Consider the following 16,476-nt stretch of genomic DNA (forward strand, 5'->3'; position numbering starts at 1 on the left):
CTTACCCCTCTACATATTCAAATGCGTTGCTACTAAAGTCAGGGTATGGTGGCAAATCATTATCGGTCATTTCAGTCCTCTGAGTATCAGCAACCTGTGTTTGATCAACATACTTTTTTGACGTCGGATTAGATTTATAGATGCGGAATTGTGTCACTTGATTTTGCATGGCATAGATTTTTTGTCCAGTGTTTTTATCAGTGTAATTGTGGTTGCGCATCACAAATTCAACCTCAACTACTTGACCAACATCAGTCACATAATCACGAATCAATTCTGCCGTTTTGTTAAAAGCCACATAACCAATGTAGGTGGCTTTGCCATCTTTTAAATCATTAATAGCTAATTTGAAGTAGGCAATTTTGGTTGCTTTTTCACCTCTTACGGTGAAGTTTACGTCACGAACTAAACGTCCTACGTGATGATTATTTTGCATAATAATTGTTCCTCTTTTGTCTTAGTATTTTTAAAATTGGCTCAGCTTGGGTTGCTAAATAATCACGCATAGCCGTTGACAAAATAAATACTTCGGTATCACATTGAATCTGTTGACTTGTTAAATCTTTGACGATTGTACAACCAACATAATGGTTGCCTGCTGAGTCGGTAAATAGCTTTCCTTTGATTCTCATGCTCCCTTCACCATGCCAATAGGAAACCAATTTTTTGTCCAAATCAATATGATCACCACATATTTTCTGAACTCTAATAACGTAGTATTTTTTGCCAGCCATCTTCTTTTGAGCTTTCTTTTTAAGCGTATTTGTTTTCGTCATGTTGTTGCTCCCGAGGTTTAGCTACTTGATGAAACGGTAAGCGATAATTTTGCATCAATCTTTGGATCACCCTAAATGATTGATAAGAGGTACGGTATAACCTCACTGCACCATCACTTTCTAATTCATGATTTTCAATGGCTTTAATCACTTGTCGGCTGAGTTCACCTGATGAGTTAGCCACAAAAAGTATATCTGCGTTGAAAAAGTCTACTGCGATAAAAATATTGTATTGGTTTGCCATTTTGTCTCTCCTCACTCAATTTAAAGTTAGAACCCCGATACTGATTGACTTGTTGTAACAGCGATTTTTAGACGATTTTCAAGTCCCTTAGCAAAATAATTACCGTATTGGTTAATATCAACCAAGTGATCCCGCATATACTCCAATTGCTTACCACCAATCTTTAACAAAAATAATTTGATACTGTCGTCACCTTGCAACTGCTTTTGTAGTGCCAAAACAGAATTATCTTTTTCAAGCTCACTTGTTAAAAATTTATAACCTCGATCAAGTGCAGAAACAACAGTTTGTGCTTGTTCGGGTTCGTTCAGCAGTAAGTCAGGAATCAAGGTTTGAACTACTACTCTTAAGGCTGGATTGTTCTGAATTGTTTTCCCGATAACCACCAAAGGTTGTTGAAAATTATTTGAACTCTTAATATTATTTGTTTCATCCTCATCCAAAGAATCTGTTTCAGTATTAATCAACTCAGTATTACTTAACTCAGTATTACTAGTGTCGTAATTTGCGACTTCTTGAAGTCTCGTTTTACGACTTCCGGTATTCGCATTTTGAGACTTCCGGAAGTCGCATTTTGCGAATACCTTGGTAATATTGACATCATGCGACTTTTCTGTGACATCTTTAATTTCTAAGTTGCCAACATAAATACGATTTGGCTTGTTGAGACCTTGTCGTTCTTCTTCTAAAAGTCCGTACTGTTGTAATTCCTTCTTGATTCTAATAACCTTGTCTTTTCCAACGCCCAACATTTTAGCCAGCTTGTCGTTTGGATAATATAAATACACATTGCCAGACTCATCAATCCATTTATGTTTGATAGACAATTTGAAACGTTCTTTCAAAATGCTATAAGCCATTTTGGATTCAATTCTCATCTGCTGATAAGGTTCAGCAACAAATAGAGCTTTTGGAACCATAAAAAATTGTTCACTGGTCTGAACTTGGTTTAGGCTAATTCTTTGCATATTCTTTCCCCCAATCAGTCACATCCGTCTCGATACTCATTAATAATCCTCAACAATTCAATTTCGGAAATATCCAAGACTCTGGCTACTTTAGAAATTTCGTCCCCGTATATTTTGACTGTTCCTCGCTCAATTCTGGATAAACGGCTTCTATCAATTTTCATTAAATCGGCTGCTTCATTTTGTCCCATCCTTTTAGCCAATCTTTTCTGAATCAAAAAATCACCTAATTTCATAATTGCTCTCTCCAATCAAATATGAGTTACTTTTACTACTCTTTTTCTGGTACAATATACTTTCCACAAAAATCATGAAATTATTTGACGCTTATTTTGGTCAAAAAAAAAGCATCCTACTCTAAGAGTAGAAATACTATCATATCAATCATTAAAACGTTATTTTAGAGTAATATTCTATTTCATAATAGAATGTACAACTAAAAAGGTTTCTCTGTCTAAACAGAGAAACCTTTAAAATTTATTTAGGTTTGACTAGTTCATCATATCGTTCAACAATCACACTAACATTTTGTTGTCCTCTATAAATGGCATAACCAATGATAAAAACAATTAAAATATTGATTGTGCCTAAAACTAATCCTGTACCAAATAACCAAACATTTCGATGGACAAAGAAATAAGTAAGAAGAATGCTTAGACCAACAATCATTGAGAAAAAGGATTGCCAATGTTGAAGATTTTTAATCATTTTCTGCTGATAAGAGATTTCACTTTGATATCCCTTGTCCAAATTTTGTATGCTCTTTGCCATAATAAATACCTTCTTTATGTCTTAATAACTTAGTCCAGGATTGAAAAATCCAACTAACACGCCGATCAAAGCAACAACCACCAAAATGAGCATAACCCGAATAGGTGAAATGTTTTTCTTAGCCATTAACCACCAACAAAATACAATAAACAAAGCGGTCAATAATCCTGGATACACCGAGTCTAATTTGTCTTGCAAAACTAAGTACGCTTTTCCAGATGAGTTTGTTAATTTAAAGGACGTTTTTACGGTCACCCAAGTGGCAGCGACGCCACCGACAACCATACCACCGACGGTTGCAATCGCTTTACGAATCGCTTTTCCTTGAGCGCCAACTAAAATTCCTACCGCCTTATCTCCTAATTCATAACCTTTGAAGTAAGCAAAACGCATACCGAAGTATCCAAGTAAGTTCCAGACAATAATATAAAATATTGCACCAAGCGGTGATCCACCGTCGGACATCCCCAAAGCAATTCCAAGAATAACTGGGATCAATGTGCCGACAACTAGTGAGTCCCCAATTCCTGCAATTGGCCCCATTAAACCGGCTCGTAACCCATTGATTGTTGTATCATCAACATTGCCATGATTGGCTCTTGCCTCTTCCAAACTAGCCGTAACACCGACTATAACAGTACCTAACTGTGGCTCTGTATTGAAAAAAGCCGTGTAGGTTTTCATTGCCTTTTCTTGATCTTCCTTGTTGTCATACAATTCTTCCACAATAGGCAACATTGAAGTCAAATAACCAAATGTCTGCATGTGTTCTTGAGAGAACGCTGTAAGATGGCCATAAAACCAGTAATGAAACGACTTGTTTAAAGTCTTACGAGAAATTTTCTTTTTTTCTAAGTTATCCATCTTAAATATCCTCGTCTTCCTCATCATCGTCGGTCACATCAGTATTTGATCCCGGAGACGCAACTTGTCGATTGGTGCTAATTGCCATGTCTAACTTGTATGAAATCATGGCGAAAATTAATGAAACCACTGTCACTGAGACCAAGTTCAAACCTAGAGAAGCAGCAAATGTAAAGCCTACGAAAAACGGAATGAAATCAAGTGGGCTATCTACTATTTGCTTCAACAAAATTGCGATACCTACACAGGGGAGTAAGGCACCAACTGTGAACAAGGTTTTCATTGGAATACCATCCATTGGTAATGCTGTCTTCAATGCAGTAACAGCACTAGACCCAAAATGTGTCATGAATAGTGTTGGAATAAATGAGAAGAAAAAGTGTGAAATCCATGGTAGTCCCCAATCCACAACATACAATTTCTTAAATTGCCCTTTTTCAACTGCTCGCCATCCAATGTGTTGCCAAACCAAGTTCATAGTTGCTGTTCCGTAGAACAACACCGTTCCAACAGTTCCGACTAATGTACCCATTGATTTAGCTAAATCAGCAGCATTTCCTGATGTTGCTACTAATCCTTGAGCATGAATAGCAACCATTGCTAATGGTATACCGATATAGGAGACCGCTCGAAGATCCGCCGAAACAGTGCCTCCAGGAGTAACCAACGCGATATAGACTAACTGCATCGCGACACCAGCAGCAATACCTGTTTTAAGATCTCCCAAAACCAATCCACAGACTAAGCCACCCACTAACGGACGCCCTAGTGTATAATTTCCAATTGTGGATCCTGCCATACCTGGCATGGAAGACAAACTTGCAAAAATACCTAAAATACTTGCTTGTACCCAACTAATTGTCATATTTCTAACCTCTTTTTATGTTAGACTACAGATTAAATTTTCCTCTAAAAGCATCCCAATAGCCAATTGATACATCTGGCAACAATTGAAACTTAACTTGGTACCCTTTCGCTTGAATATCATCAAATGCTCTAGCTTCCTCAGACGTAATAGACTGATTATTTCCTAATTTCACTGCGTCAGGCCGATCATTGGCTGGACCAACAATCACCGTTTTTACATCATCAGGCTTGAACCCAAAATCAACCAAAATTTTCTTCATATCCTGTGGTGTTTTCGTAATTAGAAAATATTGTCGATCAGAATCCAAAACTTGTTGAGCTTTTTCTTTAAAGTGGTCTAGTGTCCAAACAAACGTTTTCTTTTCTGAGGCACTTTTGAATGCATCCTTTAGAATAGGATTTGTGGCTGCTGCATCATTAACTGCTATCAAGCCATCACAAGGATATTCTTTAGCCCAACGGGTCACGGTCTGTCCGTGAATAATTCTATCATCAATACGTACAAATGAAATACTCATAATTACTTCGTCCTTTCAAATCTCATCATCGTCCTCTGGATCATCATTAATCTCAAATTGTTTCAACGCAGAGGCTCCTTCACGTAATACATTGCTAATTAGTTCGTTTTTACTGGAACTGTCTTTCAAAATAGCAGCATTGAGTGCCATTGGGAAATTCATCCCACCAAGAACAATTGTACTTTCTAACCTATTTTCTTGATTCAATACGTTTACAACGGTAGTCAGTGGACTACCGCCGATGATGTCCCCTAGAATAAGCAATTCTGAATTTTGTTCAAGTGTTGATAATAAAGATTTGAAACGATTTTCAAAATGATCTGTATCTTCACCTGATTGGAGCCCTATTGCTTTCACAGTTTTAATACCATCACCAACAAACATTCCCAGAGCGTCCTTGAGCCCCTCTGAGAACTGGCCGTGGCTAACCAAAATAAGATAGTTCATTCTTTTCTCCTATCTTTCATAAACGGAATGTTGTTTCATTTGTTACTATGAAACCCTTTGTCAGGTATTATGTAAGCGCTTGCATAACCTAAATCTTATTCTACTCTTACTATCGATAAAATACAATAATAAATAACAATATTATATGAAGTCTCTCATAACTAAAAAACCATAGCTCTTTGCTATGGTTCGTCATGTATTTCCTTTAAAGATGTAGACATCTCAAGTATTTTCTTTCTGATGTTTTCCACAAATAACAGCGTTTCATCATCAATGCCATTTTCAAAGGTCCAGTTAAGCGTGTCAAAGACAATACTAGCGCCAAATTTTGCAATCAATTCGTTATACTTCAAAGATGATTTTTCACTGAGATACCTCAGCCAATGCTGATATAATGTATCCTCAAATTTTTGTTTTAAATTAAATTCCGGTTCATTGATTGTAAATAAAGCTCGAATAATCTGTTTGTTGTTGACTAATTCATTGTAGAAATGTGTAATCGTTTCTTCAAATTGCCCAGAAATCAACCCCTCAATCCTTTTATCCACAATTTTTTCAAATACTGAAAACTGTGTTTCGACAAGCTGATTTAAGAGGTCATATTTATCTAAATAGTGCAGATAAAATGTTGATCGGCTTGTCATAGCTTGCTTACAAATTTCTTCCACAGTTATTGATTTGAAATTTCGTTCATTCAGCAAGGTAACAAAGGCCATCTCAATGTTTTTCTTCGTCTTTATTTTTCTAATATCCGCCATACAAAATAATCCTTTTCTGTCCATAACTAGACAGGTCAAATCATATCGTCCATTTATGGACATTACTAACATCAACTGATAATTGTTTGACCTTATTTTATTAATTATAATGAGTTTAACAAATAAAGAAAGAGGTACTAATATGTTTTATGAATATATCAAAAATAATCCACAATGGAATTTGCAAATAAATCGTCAACTTGAAGGAATCAAAGAAAGTTCAAAAGTGAAAGATGATTTAAAAATAATCATACCTAAACTAACAAATGACGCTTCTTGGTACAAAACTTGGTTCTCATTCGGTGAATTACGCGAAAAAGAAGAAGATCATGCTCTCGCTTGCGCTTATTTTGGCCTTGCCCAGTTTTACTTAAACCAAGATGACGAAAATAAGCAGACAGTTGTTCACCGATACTTAAATAATTTTTACCGTGCACATACTGAAATTGATTATGAAAGTTATCAAGTACCCTATCAAAAAACATTTTTGCCTGCCATAAAGGTCAATATAAATCCCACAGCCACTAAAACTTTGATTATCATCAACGGTTTTGATAGTTTTATGGAAGAAATATTAGTTGCGGTCAATTTCTTTAAGGGAACCGATTATAATGTGATTTTATTTGACGGTCCCGGTCAAGGACGAGCCTTAATTGATAATAACATCAAGTTCACACCATATTTTGAAAATCCTGTCAGTGCAATCATTGATTATTTTAATTTAGACGAAGTTGATGCGATGGGTGTTTCATGGGGCGGTTATTTCGTTATTCGTGCTGCTGCCTACGAAAAGCGAATCAAGAACGTTGTTTGTTATGATTTCTTTTATGACGGATTAAATACTTTTTTGAAAGATTTTTCAAAAGACACACGAAATCATATTCGTCAATTACTACAAAATAACGACGTTGAAAAAACAAATCAATTAATCCCTACTTTGATTCATTCTGATGCCAACTTAAACTTTCTCTTTACAAAAGGCTATGAAAATACTGGTACTGACACCCCTTACTCACTGCTAAAAGAAATTGAAAGGCATACAGTGAAAGGAATTGGACATTTAGTGAATCAAAATGTATTGTTACTCGCCGGAAAGGATGATCAATATGTACCTTTTAATGACTTGGTACTAGAACAACAAGAATTAACGAACGCAAAATCACTTGAAACTAAAATTTTCACTAAAGAAACTGGTGGTGAATAGCATTGTCAAGCTGGAAGATATGATTTAGCTTTAGTTGCCATTCAAAAATTTTTAGCTGCACACAGTGAGGATTAAAATACACTGGTTTGATCGATACTTTTGATTGTTTTAACCAATTCATGCTTTTTGGAATCTGAACCTATGGTATAATGAGAACTTCAAAAGGAGTTTAAAAACATGGGACGATATCAAATTGACTTTAAACAGAAACAAGCTAATGCTAAGTACAAGTCTAGTCAACAAACGCAAGCTACTAAAGCCGAAAAAGTCGCTGCTATTAAGTCAGCCTTACTTTCACAAGCAAAGAAACAAGATAAGTAATTGTCTTGTTTTTTGTTTGTTCGGCAAAAACCTAATTTGATCAGCTAAAGGTTCGCACACTTTCAATGACTTCCTCTGAACGACTAATTAATTTTGCACCTAATTGTAATAACTCATTAGTTCCCTGAGAATTTTCAGAGAAAATAGACCCAGGTACAGACAACACTTCTCTGTTATTTTGTAGCGCATAGTTAGCAGTTATTAAACTACCAGACTTTATTTTAGCTTCAATAACCAATGTAGCCGATGATAGACCAGCTATGATACGGTTCCTTGCTGGAAAATGAGACTTATGCGGCCCAACATCGTGTGCATATTCACTTAAGACAATACCATGTTGTGCAACTTGTCGTTGTAATACTTTATTCTTTGCAGGATAAGCAATATTCAATCCTGTACCTATAACTGCTATAGGCACGCCCTGATTGGCGAAGGTAACTTGGTGAGCCATTACATCGATACCTTTAGCCAGCCCTGAAACAATGGCTGTTCCCCTATTTATTACATTTGGCAATAGTGATCGTAAGCATTCTAATCCATAGGGCGTAGCAGTTCTTGTGCCCACTACCGCTAAATTAGGTAATTCCAGTGCGTTTAAGTTACCTTCATAAAACAGAATTAATGGCGGGTCAAATATTTCTTTGAGCTGTATCGGATAGCAGTCATCAAAATAAGTAAAATAATTTTCCTGACTTGTTTCTGCCTTCTGACAAGCTGCTACATATGTAGCTTTTATTTTAGCAATATGTTGCGGTAATGGTCTGACTACTGCCAGTAAAGTTTCAATATTCCAAGGATAATTCTCTGGTATCAGATGATTAGCAATTACATCAATGACCCTTTTTTCTCCAGCATGACCAATGCCTGAAGTTAAATGTAAACCTAATAAAAACTGTTTTAAAATCATATTATTTTCCTCTTGAAATAATACGAAGACCAAAAATAAAAAGCTTATGATTTATCACAAGCCTTCCACAATTTCACTCAAATATTCCCAACGATTCATTTTTTCTTCCAAGTCCTCATTTAGCGAATCTAACTCTTTTTGTAAGTCGCCTAGCAAGACATAATTTGTACCATTTTGAGCCATCTCTTCAGGAATTTCGGAGATTCTTTGTTCAATTGAAGCTATATCATCTTCAATTGTTTGCCACTCTTTTTTCTCATTGTATGTCAACTTCTTTTTTTGCGGCTTCTTATCAGCAACTACTTTTTCTTCTTTTTGTGCTGGTGCTGATTTTGCTAAGTCCATCGCCAGATAGTCACTGAACAGGCCATCAAAGCGTTTGATAACACCATCCCCTTCAAACATATATAGTTGATTAGCAACTTTATCCAAAAAATAGCGATCATGGGAAACAGTAATCACGGCCCCAGCAAAACCAGACAGGAAATCTTCTAGAACAGTTAATGTTCCAATATCAAGATCATTAGTTGGCTCATCAAGCAAAAGCACATTAGGTTGTTGTAATAGCAGTTTCAATAAGTACAGCCGCCTTTTTTCACCACCAGACAACTGTCGAATTAATGTTCCATGCATAAATGGTGGAAATAGAAATTGCTCTAATAAGTCCGAGACACTAATTTGATTGCCATCTTTGTCCTTTACAGTAGTTGCAACATCTGACAAATAAGCAATCACACGCTTATCATCTGGAATCTCTTCAGTAACCTGTGTATAATAAGCCATCTTTACAGTTTCACCTAATTCAATGATTCCGCTAGTTAATGGCACTCTCCCAGCTATTGCGTTCAAAAAAGTAGACTTTCCCGCGCCATTAGCACCTGTGATACCAATACGATCACCAGAGGAAACTCGTAAATTGAAATTTTCAAAGATTTTTTTATTGTCGAATTGAATAGTCGCATCTTCAATAACAATTACTTTTTTACCTAAACGTTGCTGTCCAAGATTAACAGCCACATCTTCATCGAGCTGCAAGGTACCCATATTAGCTTCTAACTCAGCAAAAGCATTCTCCCTACCTTTTTGTTTGGTTGTTCGCGCACGAGCGGATTTACGCATCCATGCTAGCTCTTGTTTGTATAGTTGCTGTTGCTTGTGTTCAGCGACCTTTCCCTGCTCAATACGCTGAGACTTTCCACTCATATAATCTTGGTAATTACCTTGGTATTCATACAAATCGCCAAATGATAATTCGAATATTCTTGTTGTGACAGCATCCAAAAAATAACGATCATGAGTAACAACTAAAACTGCCCCCTTATAGGCAGCTAAATACTTTTCTAACCAAGAAATAGAATCAAAATCTAAATGGTTGGTAGGTTCATCCAATATCAATAAATCTGGCTCTTGAATTAAAACTTGGGCTAATCCAACTCTTTTTCGTTGTCCCCCTGAAAGTTCGCTCACTTTTTTATGCAACTCTGGCATATGTAGCTGTGTTAGAATTGTTTTTACCTGAGATTCCGTTGTCCAAGCATCATCTCGGTCCATAGCATCTTGTGCTTTTTCAAAATTTTGGGCAACTTTTTCATCTGTTGGTTGCTCCCCATATTTTCGCAAAGCATATTCATACTGTCGTATCGTCTGGAATACTGGTTGATCACCAGACAAGATTGCATCCATCAATAAGGAGTGGTCATCCAAATAAGGGTCTTGCGCCAGATATCCGATTGTATAGTCATTTTGCTTCGTGATTGTTCCAGCATCAGCTGGCTTTTTTCCAGAAATGGCATTCAGAAGAGAAGTTTTTCCACTGCCGTTTACACCAATTAAACCAATTCGATCACCTTCCGTAATCAAAAATGAAATATCATTGAAAAGAACCTTTTCGCCATATGTACTTTTTAAATTGTCTACTCTAAATTGTTTCATAATACTATTATAACCATTATTGGGGGTTTATATCTCAATAAGTTTTAGATATAATAAGATAACCATTTTAAGGTAACAGAAAGGATTATTTTCATGAATTTAACTGCTAACATCGCTGGTTTCAACTTCGACCATATTTTACTCAACGCTGCAGGTGTTGTGTGCCAGACTAGCGACGAATTAGATAGTGTTCTAGCATCAGACTATACAGGCGCAGTTGTTACGAAATCAGCAACTCCAAGCCTTCGCCCGGGTAACGTCTCACCTCGATATCATGAATTGACCAATGGCTTAGGCACGATCAATTCAATGGGCTTACCAAATGAAGGCTTTGACTATTACATGGATTATGTTACCCAAAAACAAACAGACAAGCCGATCTTTTTCTCTGTTGCTGGTTTATCAAAGCAAGAGAACTTAGATATGTTGCTCAAGATAGAAGAATCAGAATTCAATGGTCTTGTTGAATTAAATCTATCTTGTCCTAATGTGCCCGGCAAGCCTCAAACAGCTTATGATTTTGAAACAACTGAAGAAATTTTAACTGAAGTATTTTCATTTTTCACCAAGCCTCTTGGCGTTAAGTTACCACCCTACTTTGATATTGTGCATTTTGACAATATTGCAAACATTTTAAATAAATTTCCATTAGCCTTTGTCAATGCTATCAACTCAATTGGTAATGGCCTTGTGATTGATGAAGAAACTGACACAGTTGTGATTAAACCGAAAGGTGGTTTTGGTGGTGTCGGTGGTCCCATTGTCAAAGCAACAGCGCTAGCTAATGTTAGAGCACTACGTCAGCGGTTAAACCCAAGTATTAAAATGGTTGGAACTGGTGGTGTTACTTCTGGACGTGATGTTTATGAACACGTTTTGTGTGGCGCTGACTTAGTTGAAGTTGGTTCACAATTGGCAATCGAAGGAACATCTGTTTTTGAACGTTTGGAAAAAGAGTTAGCAGCTATTTTAACAGAAAAAGGCTATAATTCTCTTGATGAAGTCCGGGGTCAATTGAAAATAATTGAGTAAATAAAAAAAGTTGGCTTACGCCAACTTTTTTATTTTGTGTTTTGTAATGTTACCACATCACGTGCAATCATTAATTCCTCATTTGTCGGAATCAATAACCCAGTTACTTTAGAACCGGATGTTGTAATAATTGTTTCTTTACCACGAACATTGTTTGCTTCTTCATCTAGATCAACGCCCGCAAATGCAAATGATTTCAATACTTTAGCACGTGTTACTGCATCGTTTTCACCGATACCTGCTGTAAAAATAATAGCATCCACACGACCCAGTTCAGCAAAATATTGCCCTGCATAACGAATCACACGATCGTAGAACATATCCAATGCCAATTGCGCATGAGTATTGGTTTCCTGAACATTTTCCAAATCACGCATATCACTTGAAATAGTTGAGATGCCTAATAGACCAGATTTTTTATTTAAGACATTAAGCATTTCTTCATTTGAAAGGCCTTCACGTTCTTGAATATAATAAATTAATGATGGATCCACATCCCCAGAACGAGTCGCCATTGTCAAGCCAGCAAGCGGTGTGAATCCCATCGACGTATCGTATGACTTACCATTTTTAATTGCCGTTACTGATGCTCCAGCACCTAAATGAAATGAAATCGCATTAAACTCATCTAATGGTATTCCTAATTTGTCTGCCGCACGTTCAGTTACATAACGATGTGAAGTTCCGTGCGCACCATATTTACGAGCACCGTAGCGTGCGTAGTATTCATATGGCAAGCTATATAGATAATTCTTTTCAGGCATTGTTTGATGAAATGATGTATCAAACACTGCAACAGAAGTCGCATGTGGCAACAATTTTTGGAATGCTCGAATCCCCATTGCATTAGCTGGGTTGTGCAATGGTGCGTAATCAGCTAAGCGATCTATCTTAGATAACACGTCATCATCAACAACAACTGAATGATTGAACCACTCACCACCAGCAACAACGCGATGGCCAACACCTGTTATTTCTTGAAAATCTTTAATAATTCCTAAATCTGATAATTTTTTTAACATCAGATCAATTGCTGCATGATGATCTTTAATTGGTAATTCAGCTTCGTATTTCTGATCACCACTTTTTGTTAATGAAATTGTACCATCTTCAGTACCAACCAAACGAACAGGTTCAACATCTGCACCATACTTAACTGTGATGATTGCATCGTCCATACCAATTCGTTCGATTACCCCTTGTGTAATAACTGTTTCCTCGGGCATTTCTAACAATTGAAACTTAAGTGAAGAACTTCCGGCGTTTACTGCCATTATTTTTGACATCTGCGTCTACTCTTTTAATCCTTTTCTTTTCTAAAACTATATTATACAGTAAATTTAAGATAATAACGATAATATATTCCAAATTAAGTAAGCGTTTTCAAAAATAAAAATATGGTAAACTACTATATATAAATAGAAAATGTGCGCAAGGATATTATGGTTAAAAAATGGCTTTTAAGTAATTTGATTGGCATCATCATTACTGTCAGTATATTAATTACAGTAGTAGGATTAATTATTTCACTCGTTTCAAAAGAAGAGATTATTACCCATCCCAACAATGTTCAGTTTCGAAATGGCCCTGGGCGACAATACAAATCATTAGCTTCACTAAAAAGTGGTACACGACTAATTGTGATAGACAAGAAACACGGCTGGTGGCAAGTCCGCCGTTCTGACAATGAAAAAGTCGGCTGGGTGGCCAGTTGGGTGGCAAATTCAACCATCTTGAAAACAGCAAAACCGATTAGTGAAGCCACTATTGTTTTAGACCCTGGTCACGGCGGTTCTGATACTGGCGCCCTATCATCAAACGGCAAGTATAAAGAAAAAACATACACTTTACGTACTGCCAGGCATGTGAGGGCAGCCTTAAAACCTACTGGTGCTCGTGTCATCATGACAAGAGATAGTGATAAAATTGTGCCACTTTTGAAAATAGCCATTCCTGGCGAAAAAAATAAAGCCGATGCACAGATATCCTTTCACTTTGATTCTTCCGCAGAGGGTACCAAAGCAACCGGTATTTCACAATATTATTATCACAAAAATTCTAAAACGCTAGCAGAAGTAGTTAGTTCCTCGTTAAATAATATGCCTTTGAATAATCGAGGTGTTGATACAGCTGCTTATATAGCAATAAAAAATACTAGTCAACCTGCAATCTTACTTGAAAATGGCTTCATCAATAACAATGCTGACTTGAAATATATTCGTAAAAGCAGTTATCAAAAGAAAATTGCCAAAAACTTAACTACGGCCCTAACGACTTACTTTAAACAAAACACGGAGATGAAATAATGTCACTATTTAAAAAAGCAAAATCACAAATTGAAGAGAATGCAGCTAATCAAGCCACAGAAACAGTTGAAAATCGTTTAGATGGTATGATTGTCCAACCGTTTGCTTATAAAAAGCTACTTATTATCTACCGTATCGAACAATATCCTAGTACTAGTAATCACATTGAAAACAAAATATTATCATTTGATCGCAAGGAACCATTGTCCGAAGCTCGTTATAACGAAATTATTACTCGCTTGAAAAACGATGAAAGTGATCGTATCGCCATTGTTAATATCTTACCTCTAGTTGATTAATGAAAATTAAAAACCTTACCCGCTAAGCGGTAAGGTTTTTTTATTACAACCAACGTCTGTTATTGCGGCGCCAACATGGTTAATCCAATGCGATTTCTTTTTTCATCAACATCAACAATCCAGACCTCAACAATATCACCAACAGATACAATTTCAGATGGATGTTTAATACGACGTGTACTTATTCTAGAAATATGCACAAGTCCATCGTGTTTGACGCCCAGATCCACAAATGCGCCAAAATCCACAACATTGCGAACAGTACCTTGTAGTTTCATACCTGCTTTCAAATCTTCAATGTGCATAACATCAGATTTTAGCAATGCCCCTACCATTTCTGAACGACCATCTCGTCCCGGCTTTTGTAAGCTCATAATCATATCATGCAACGTTTGTATACCAACATCTAATTGCTCCGCTGTGTGCTCATTATCTAATCGGTTCAATACCGTATTAGCTTCATCTGTCGCTAAGTTTACTGGGTTTATGTTTGCTAATGACAATAACTTTTTAGTAGCGGTATAACTTTCTGGATGAATATCCGTGTTATCTAATATATTCTTACCATCCACAATACGTAAAAATCCAGCAGCCTGTTCATACGCTTTAGGACCTAAACGTGGTACTTTCTTGATTTGTGTACGTGATGTAAATTCACCAAAGTCGTTTCGATAATTAACGATATTTTGAGCCAAATTCTTATTTAGGCCTGCAATGTGAGCTAATAACGCAGGTGAAGCTGTATTTAAATTAACCCCAACTTGGTTAACTGCTGTTTCGACAACGTTATCTACTTGTTCATCTAGTGTTTTTGCATTCAAATCATGCTGATATTGACCAACACCAACGGACTTTGGATCAATCTTGATTAATTCAGCTAACGGGTCCTGAATCCTGCGCCCAATAGAAATCGCACTGCGCTCTTCCACGTGTAAATCAGGAAATTCTTCCCGCGCCTGCTCGGAAGCAGAATAGACTGAAGCGCCCGCTTCGTTGACAATGGTATACTTTACACCGGCTGGCAAATTTTCCGCAACAAACTCTTCAGATTCACGAGACGCTGTGCCATTCCCAATTGCTACCAGCTCTACCTTGTAATCTGATACCAATTGTTTGAAAGTGTTAATTGCTTCGGACCGTTTCTGCACATTAGCTGGTTTATGCGGATAGATAACCTGCTTAGCTAAAAACTTGCCATTGCTGTCAATAATTGCTAATTTTGATCCTGTACGAAATCCTGGATCAAAACCCATCACAATTTTATTCTTCAGAGGTGCTTGCATCAAAAGATGATAAAGATTGTCACCAAATACCTTAATGGCTTGCTCTTGTGCTTGGCTTGTCAATTCTTGTCTAATTTCTCTTTCGACTGCTGGACGAATAAAACGTTTATAAGCATCTTCAATGGCATGTTGTAATATCTCATATCCTTGGCCTGTCGGATTTTGCCCGTTCAACTCTTTCGTTTGAATAAAGTGCATCATACGCACCTCAGAAAAATCAATTTTCACTGATAATATGCCCTCTTTTTCACCTCTGTTCACTGCTAAAATACGAAATTTATTGTTGTGAAGTGATTTAATTGTTTCAGTAAAATCGTAATATTGCTCGTAAACTTTTTGCTCATCTTTTCCAGCCATACCACGCTTTAAGCTAGAAACCAACAACCCATCTACAGCCATTCTCAAGCGTAGCCATTGACGATAATTAGCATTTTCACCGATTTGTTCAGCCAAAATTTCATGCACTCCTGCACGCACATCGACCATAGTTGGTAAAGCTTCATTAACGTAATTTCGAAAATCATCATCAATATTACTATTAATATGCGTCATTAACCAGTCGGCAAGTGGTTGCAGACCATTTTCTCGTGCAACCATCGCTCTGGTCCGACGTTTTTGTTTATATGGTAAATATATATCTTCTAGTCCCTGAAGCGTCTGAACGTCTTGAATACTCTTTTGCAAAGCATCAGTCAATTTGCGTTGTTCAAAAATGGCTTTCAAAACTGTATTTTTTCGTTCTACTAACTCTTTTGACCTTTTTGCAATAGATTGGATATCACGAATCTGTACTTCATCCAGTTCACCCGTCATTTCTTTTCGATATCTGGCGATGAAAGGGACAGTTGATCCTTCGTTAAGCAAGGTTAGTGTAGCATTAATTTGCTTTTTAGTTATATTCGTTACTTTAGCCGCAACACTTTGCGCAATAACGTCTTGCGTTGGCTCATGTTGTATTAATTCTGTCATGTTTAGTGTG

Annotated in this window: 20 protein-coding genes; 5 read left to right on the plus strand and 15 right to left on the minus strand. The window is 36.7% G+C overall.

Annotated features, from left to right (window positions below; all coding sequences use genetic code 11):
- Position 1: 1 nt before the first annotated feature.
- The 11 genes from RHP64_RS06345 to RHP64_RS06395 form a co-directional block, all read right to left on the minus strand.
- Positions 2 to 436 (minus strand): single-stranded DNA-binding protein, encoded by a 435-nt coding sequence (locus RHP64_RS06345; RefSeq protein WP_462784995.1) that lies wholly within the window; start codon positions 434 to 436, stop codon positions 2 to 4.
- A complete protein-coding gene (locus RHP64_RS06350) occupies positions 426 to 776 on the minus strand; it encodes a hypothetical protein (protein WP_462784996.1) in 351 nt (116 codons plus the stop codon). The genes RHP64_RS06345 and RHP64_RS06350 overlap by 11 nt, the downstream gene beginning before the upstream one ends.
- Positions 754 to 1,020, minus strand: coding sequence for a hypothetical protein (locus RHP64_RS06355; RefSeq protein WP_462784997.1), 267 nt, complete (start codon positions 1,018 to 1,020; stop codon positions 754 to 756). The genes RHP64_RS06350 and RHP64_RS06355 overlap by 23 nt, the downstream gene beginning before the upstream one ends.
- Positions 1,021 to 1,046: 26 nt before the next feature.
- Positions 1,047 to 1,988, minus strand: a complete 942-nt coding sequence (locus RHP64_RS06360) for a replication initiator protein A (protein ID WP_462784998.1) — start codon at positions 1,986 to 1,988, stop codon at positions 1,047 to 1,049.
- A 14-nt stretch (positions 1,989 to 2,002) separates the two neighbouring features.
- Positions 2,003 to 2,224, minus strand: a complete 222-nt coding sequence (locus RHP64_RS06365) for a helix-turn-helix domain-containing protein (protein ID WP_223321768.1) — start codon at positions 2,222 to 2,224, stop codon at positions 2,003 to 2,005.
- Positions 2,225 to 2,465: 241 nt separating this feature from the next.
- Positions 2,466 to 2,759: a hypothetical protein gene (locus RHP64_RS06370; protein WP_010279016.1), complete on the minus strand. Its 294-nt coding sequence runs from the start codon at positions 2,757 to 2,759 to the stop codon at positions 2,466 to 2,468.
- Between the two features lie 21 nt (positions 2,760 to 2,780).
- Positions 2,781 to 3,623 (minus strand): PTS system mannose/fructose/sorbose family transporter subunit IID, encoded by an 843-nt coding sequence (locus RHP64_RS06375; protein ID WP_011679989.1) that lies wholly within the window; start codon positions 3,621 to 3,623, stop codon positions 2,781 to 2,783.
- A gap of 1 nt (position 3,624) precedes the next feature.
- Positions 3,625 to 4,488, minus strand: a complete 864-nt coding sequence (locus RHP64_RS06380) for a PTS mannose/fructose/sorbose/N-acetylgalactosamine transporter subunit IIC (protein WP_011679990.1) — start codon at positions 4,486 to 4,488, stop codon at positions 3,625 to 3,627.
- A 25-nt stretch (positions 4,489 to 4,513) separates the two neighbouring features.
- Entirely contained in the window at positions 4,514 to 5,008 is a 495-nt protein-coding gene (locus tag RHP64_RS06385) for a PTS sugar transporter subunit IIB (RefSeq protein WP_011679991.1), read from the minus strand.
- Positions 5,009 to 5,023: 15 nt separating this feature from the next.
- Positions 5,024 to 5,455, minus strand: coding sequence for a PTS sugar transporter subunit IIA (locus tag RHP64_RS06390; protein WP_025268179.1), 432 nt, complete (start codon positions 5,453 to 5,455; stop codon positions 5,024 to 5,026).
- Positions 5,456 to 5,637: 182 nt separating this feature from the next.
- Entirely contained in the window at positions 5,638 to 6,213 is a 576-nt protein-coding gene (locus tag RHP64_RS06395; RefSeq protein ID WP_025268180.1) for a TetR/AcrR family transcriptional regulator, read from the minus strand.
- Positions 6,214 to 6,355: 142 nt separating this feature from the next.
- Here RHP64_RS06395 and RHP64_RS06400 point away from each other — a divergent pair, with 142 nt between their 5' ends.
- Both RHP64_RS06400 and RHP64_RS06405 read left to right on the plus strand, forming a co-directional pair.
- On the plus strand, positions 6,356 to 7,417 hold the full coding sequence (locus RHP64_RS06400; protein WP_462784999.1) for an alpha/beta fold hydrolase: 1,062 nt from the start codon (positions 6,356 to 6,358) through the stop codon (positions 7,415 to 7,417).
- Positions 7,418 to 7,594: 177 nt separating this feature from the next.
- Positions 7,595 to 7,738 carry a hypothetical protein gene (locus RHP64_RS06405; protein WP_011679995.1) on the plus strand — a complete coding sequence of 48 codons (144 nt, stop codon included), beginning with the start codon at positions 7,595 to 7,597 and terminating at the stop codon, positions 7,736 to 7,738.
- 40 nt (positions 7,739 to 7,778) lie between these two features.
- On the opposite strand, the gene dprA is transcribed toward RHP64_RS06405, so the two are convergent.
- A complete protein-coding gene (gene dprA, locus RHP64_RS06410; protein ID WP_025268182.1) occupies positions 7,779 to 8,645 on the minus strand; it encodes a DNA-processing protein DprA in 867 nt (288 codons plus the stop codon).
- A 54-nt stretch (positions 8,646 to 8,699) separates the two neighbouring features.
- Positions 8,700 to 10,577 carry an ABC-F family ATP-binding cassette domain-containing protein gene (locus RHP64_RS06415; RefSeq protein ID WP_025268183.1) on the minus strand — a complete coding sequence of 626 codons (1,878 nt, stop codon included), beginning with the start codon at positions 10,575 to 10,577 and terminating at the stop codon, positions 8,700 to 8,702.
- Positions 10,578 to 10,670: 93 nt separating this feature from the next.
- Between RHP64_RS06415 and RHP64_RS06420 the strand changes: the two genes are divergently transcribed.
- On the plus strand, positions 10,671 to 11,609 hold the full coding sequence (locus tag RHP64_RS06420; RefSeq protein WP_025268184.1) for a dihydroorotate oxidase: 939 nt from the start codon (positions 10,671 to 10,673) through the stop codon (positions 11,607 to 11,609).
- Between the two features lie 29 nt (positions 11,610 to 11,638).
- On the opposite strand, the gene RHP64_RS06425 is transcribed toward RHP64_RS06420, so the two are convergent.
- Positions 11,639 to 12,895, minus strand: coding sequence for an acetate/propionate family kinase (locus RHP64_RS06425; protein WP_025268185.1), 1,257 nt, complete (start codon positions 12,893 to 12,895; stop codon positions 11,639 to 11,641).
- A 156-nt stretch (positions 12,896 to 13,051) separates the two neighbouring features.
- On the opposite strand from RHP64_RS06425, the gene RHP64_RS06430 reads away from it, so the two are divergent.
- Entirely contained in the window at positions 13,052 to 13,915 is an 864-nt protein-coding gene (locus RHP64_RS06430; RefSeq protein ID WP_011680000.1) for an N-acetylmuramoyl-L-alanine amidase, read from the plus strand.
- A complete protein-coding gene (locus RHP64_RS06435) occupies positions 13,915 to 14,214 on the plus strand; it encodes a hypothetical protein (RefSeq protein ID WP_011680001.1) in 300 nt (99 codons plus the stop codon). The genes RHP64_RS06430 and RHP64_RS06435 overlap by 1 nt, the downstream gene beginning before the upstream one ends.
- Before the next feature lie 59 nt (positions 14,215 to 14,273).
- Here RHP64_RS06435 and RHP64_RS06440 read toward each other — a convergent pair whose 3' ends face one another.
- Positions 14,274 to 16,466 carry a Tex family protein gene (locus tag RHP64_RS06440; protein ID WP_025268186.1) on the minus strand — a complete coding sequence of 731 codons (2,193 nt, stop codon included), beginning with the start codon at positions 16,464 to 16,466 and terminating at the stop codon, positions 14,274 to 14,276.
- Positions 16,467 to 16,476 lie beyond the last annotated feature (10 nt).

The organism is Leuconostoc sp. XM4, assembly GCF_055698815.1.

What these genes read in the sequence shown, in the direction of transcription:
- RHP64_RS06435 (WP_011680001.1), top strand. Translation starts at nt 13,915, where the DNA reads ATGTCACTATTTAAAAAAGCAAAATCACAAATTGAAGAGAATGCAGCT.
- RHP64_RS06430 (WP_011680000.1), top strand. Translation starts at nt 13,052, where the DNA reads ATGGTTAAAAAATGGCTTTTAAGTAATTTGATTGGCATCATCATTACT.
- RHP64_RS06355 (WP_462784997.1), bottom strand. Translation starts at nt 1,020, where the DNA reads ATGGCAAACCAATACAATATTTTTATCGCAGTAGACTTTTTCAACGCA.
- RHP64_RS06380 (WP_011679990.1), bottom strand. Translation starts at nt 4,488, where the DNA reads ATGACAATTAGTTGGGTACAAGCAAGTATTTTAGGTATTTTTGCAAGT.
- RHP64_RS06370 (WP_010279016.1), bottom strand. Translation starts at nt 2,759, where the DNA reads ATGGCAAAGAGCATACAAAATTTGGACAAGGGATATCAAAGTGAAATC.
- RHP64_RS06375 (WP_011679989.1), bottom strand. Translation starts at nt 3,623, where the DNA reads ATGGATAACTTAGAAAAAAAGAAAATTTCTCGTAAGACTTTAAACAAG.
- RHP64_RS06425 (WP_025268185.1), bottom strand. Translation starts at nt 12,895, where the DNA reads ATGTCAAAAATAATGGCAGTAAACGCCGGAAGTTCTTCACTTAAGTTT.
- RHP64_RS06345 (WP_462784995.1), bottom strand. Translation starts at nt 436, where the DNA reads ATGCAAAATAATCATCACGTAGGACGTTTAGTTCGTGACGTAAACTTC.
- RHP64_RS06365 (WP_223321768.1), bottom strand. Translation starts at nt 2,224, where the DNA reads ATGAAATTAGGTGATTTTTTGATTCAGAAAAGATTGGCTAAAAGGATG.
- RHP64_RS06440 (WP_025268186.1), bottom strand. Translation starts at nt 16,466, where the DNA reads ATGACAGAATTAATACAACATGAGCCAACGCAAGACGTTATTGCGCAA.
- RHP64_RS06350 (WP_462784996.1), bottom strand. Translation starts at nt 776, where the DNA reads ATGACGAAAACAAATACGCTTAAAAAGAAAGCTCAAAAGAAGATGGCT.
- RHP64_RS06420 (WP_025268184.1), top strand. Translation starts at nt 10,671, where the DNA reads ATGAATTTAACTGCTAACATCGCTGGTTTCAACTTCGACCATATTTTA.
- RHP64_RS06385 (WP_011679991.1), bottom strand. Translation starts at nt 5,008, where the DNA reads ATGAGTATTTCATTTGTACGTATTGATGATAGAATTATTCACGGACAG.
- RHP64_RS06400 (WP_462784999.1), top strand. Translation starts at nt 6,356, where the DNA reads ATGTTTTATGAATATATCAAAAATAATCCACAATGGAATTTGCAAATA.
- dprA (WP_025268182.1), bottom strand. Translation starts at nt 8,645, where the DNA reads ATGATTTTAAAACAGTTTTTATTAGGTTTACATTTAACTTCAGGCATT.
- RHP64_RS06405 (WP_011679995.1), top strand. Translation starts at nt 7,595, where the DNA reads ATGGGACGATATCAAATTGACTTTAAACAGAAACAAGCTAATGCTAAG.
- RHP64_RS06415 (WP_025268183.1), bottom strand. Translation starts at nt 10,577, where the DNA reads ATGAAACAATTTAGAGTAGACAATTTAAAAAGTACATATGGCGAAAAG.
- RHP64_RS06390 (WP_025268179.1), bottom strand. Translation starts at nt 5,455, where the DNA reads ATGAACTATCTTATTTTGGTTAGCCACGGCCAGTTCTCAGAGGGGCTC.
- RHP64_RS06395 (WP_025268180.1), bottom strand. Translation starts at nt 6,213, where the DNA reads ATGGCGGATATTAGAAAAATAAAGACGAAGAAAAACATTGAGATGGCC.
- RHP64_RS06360 (WP_462784998.1), bottom strand. Translation starts at nt 1,988, where the DNA reads ATGCAAAGAATTAGCCTAAACCAAGTTCAGACCAGTGAACAATTTTTT.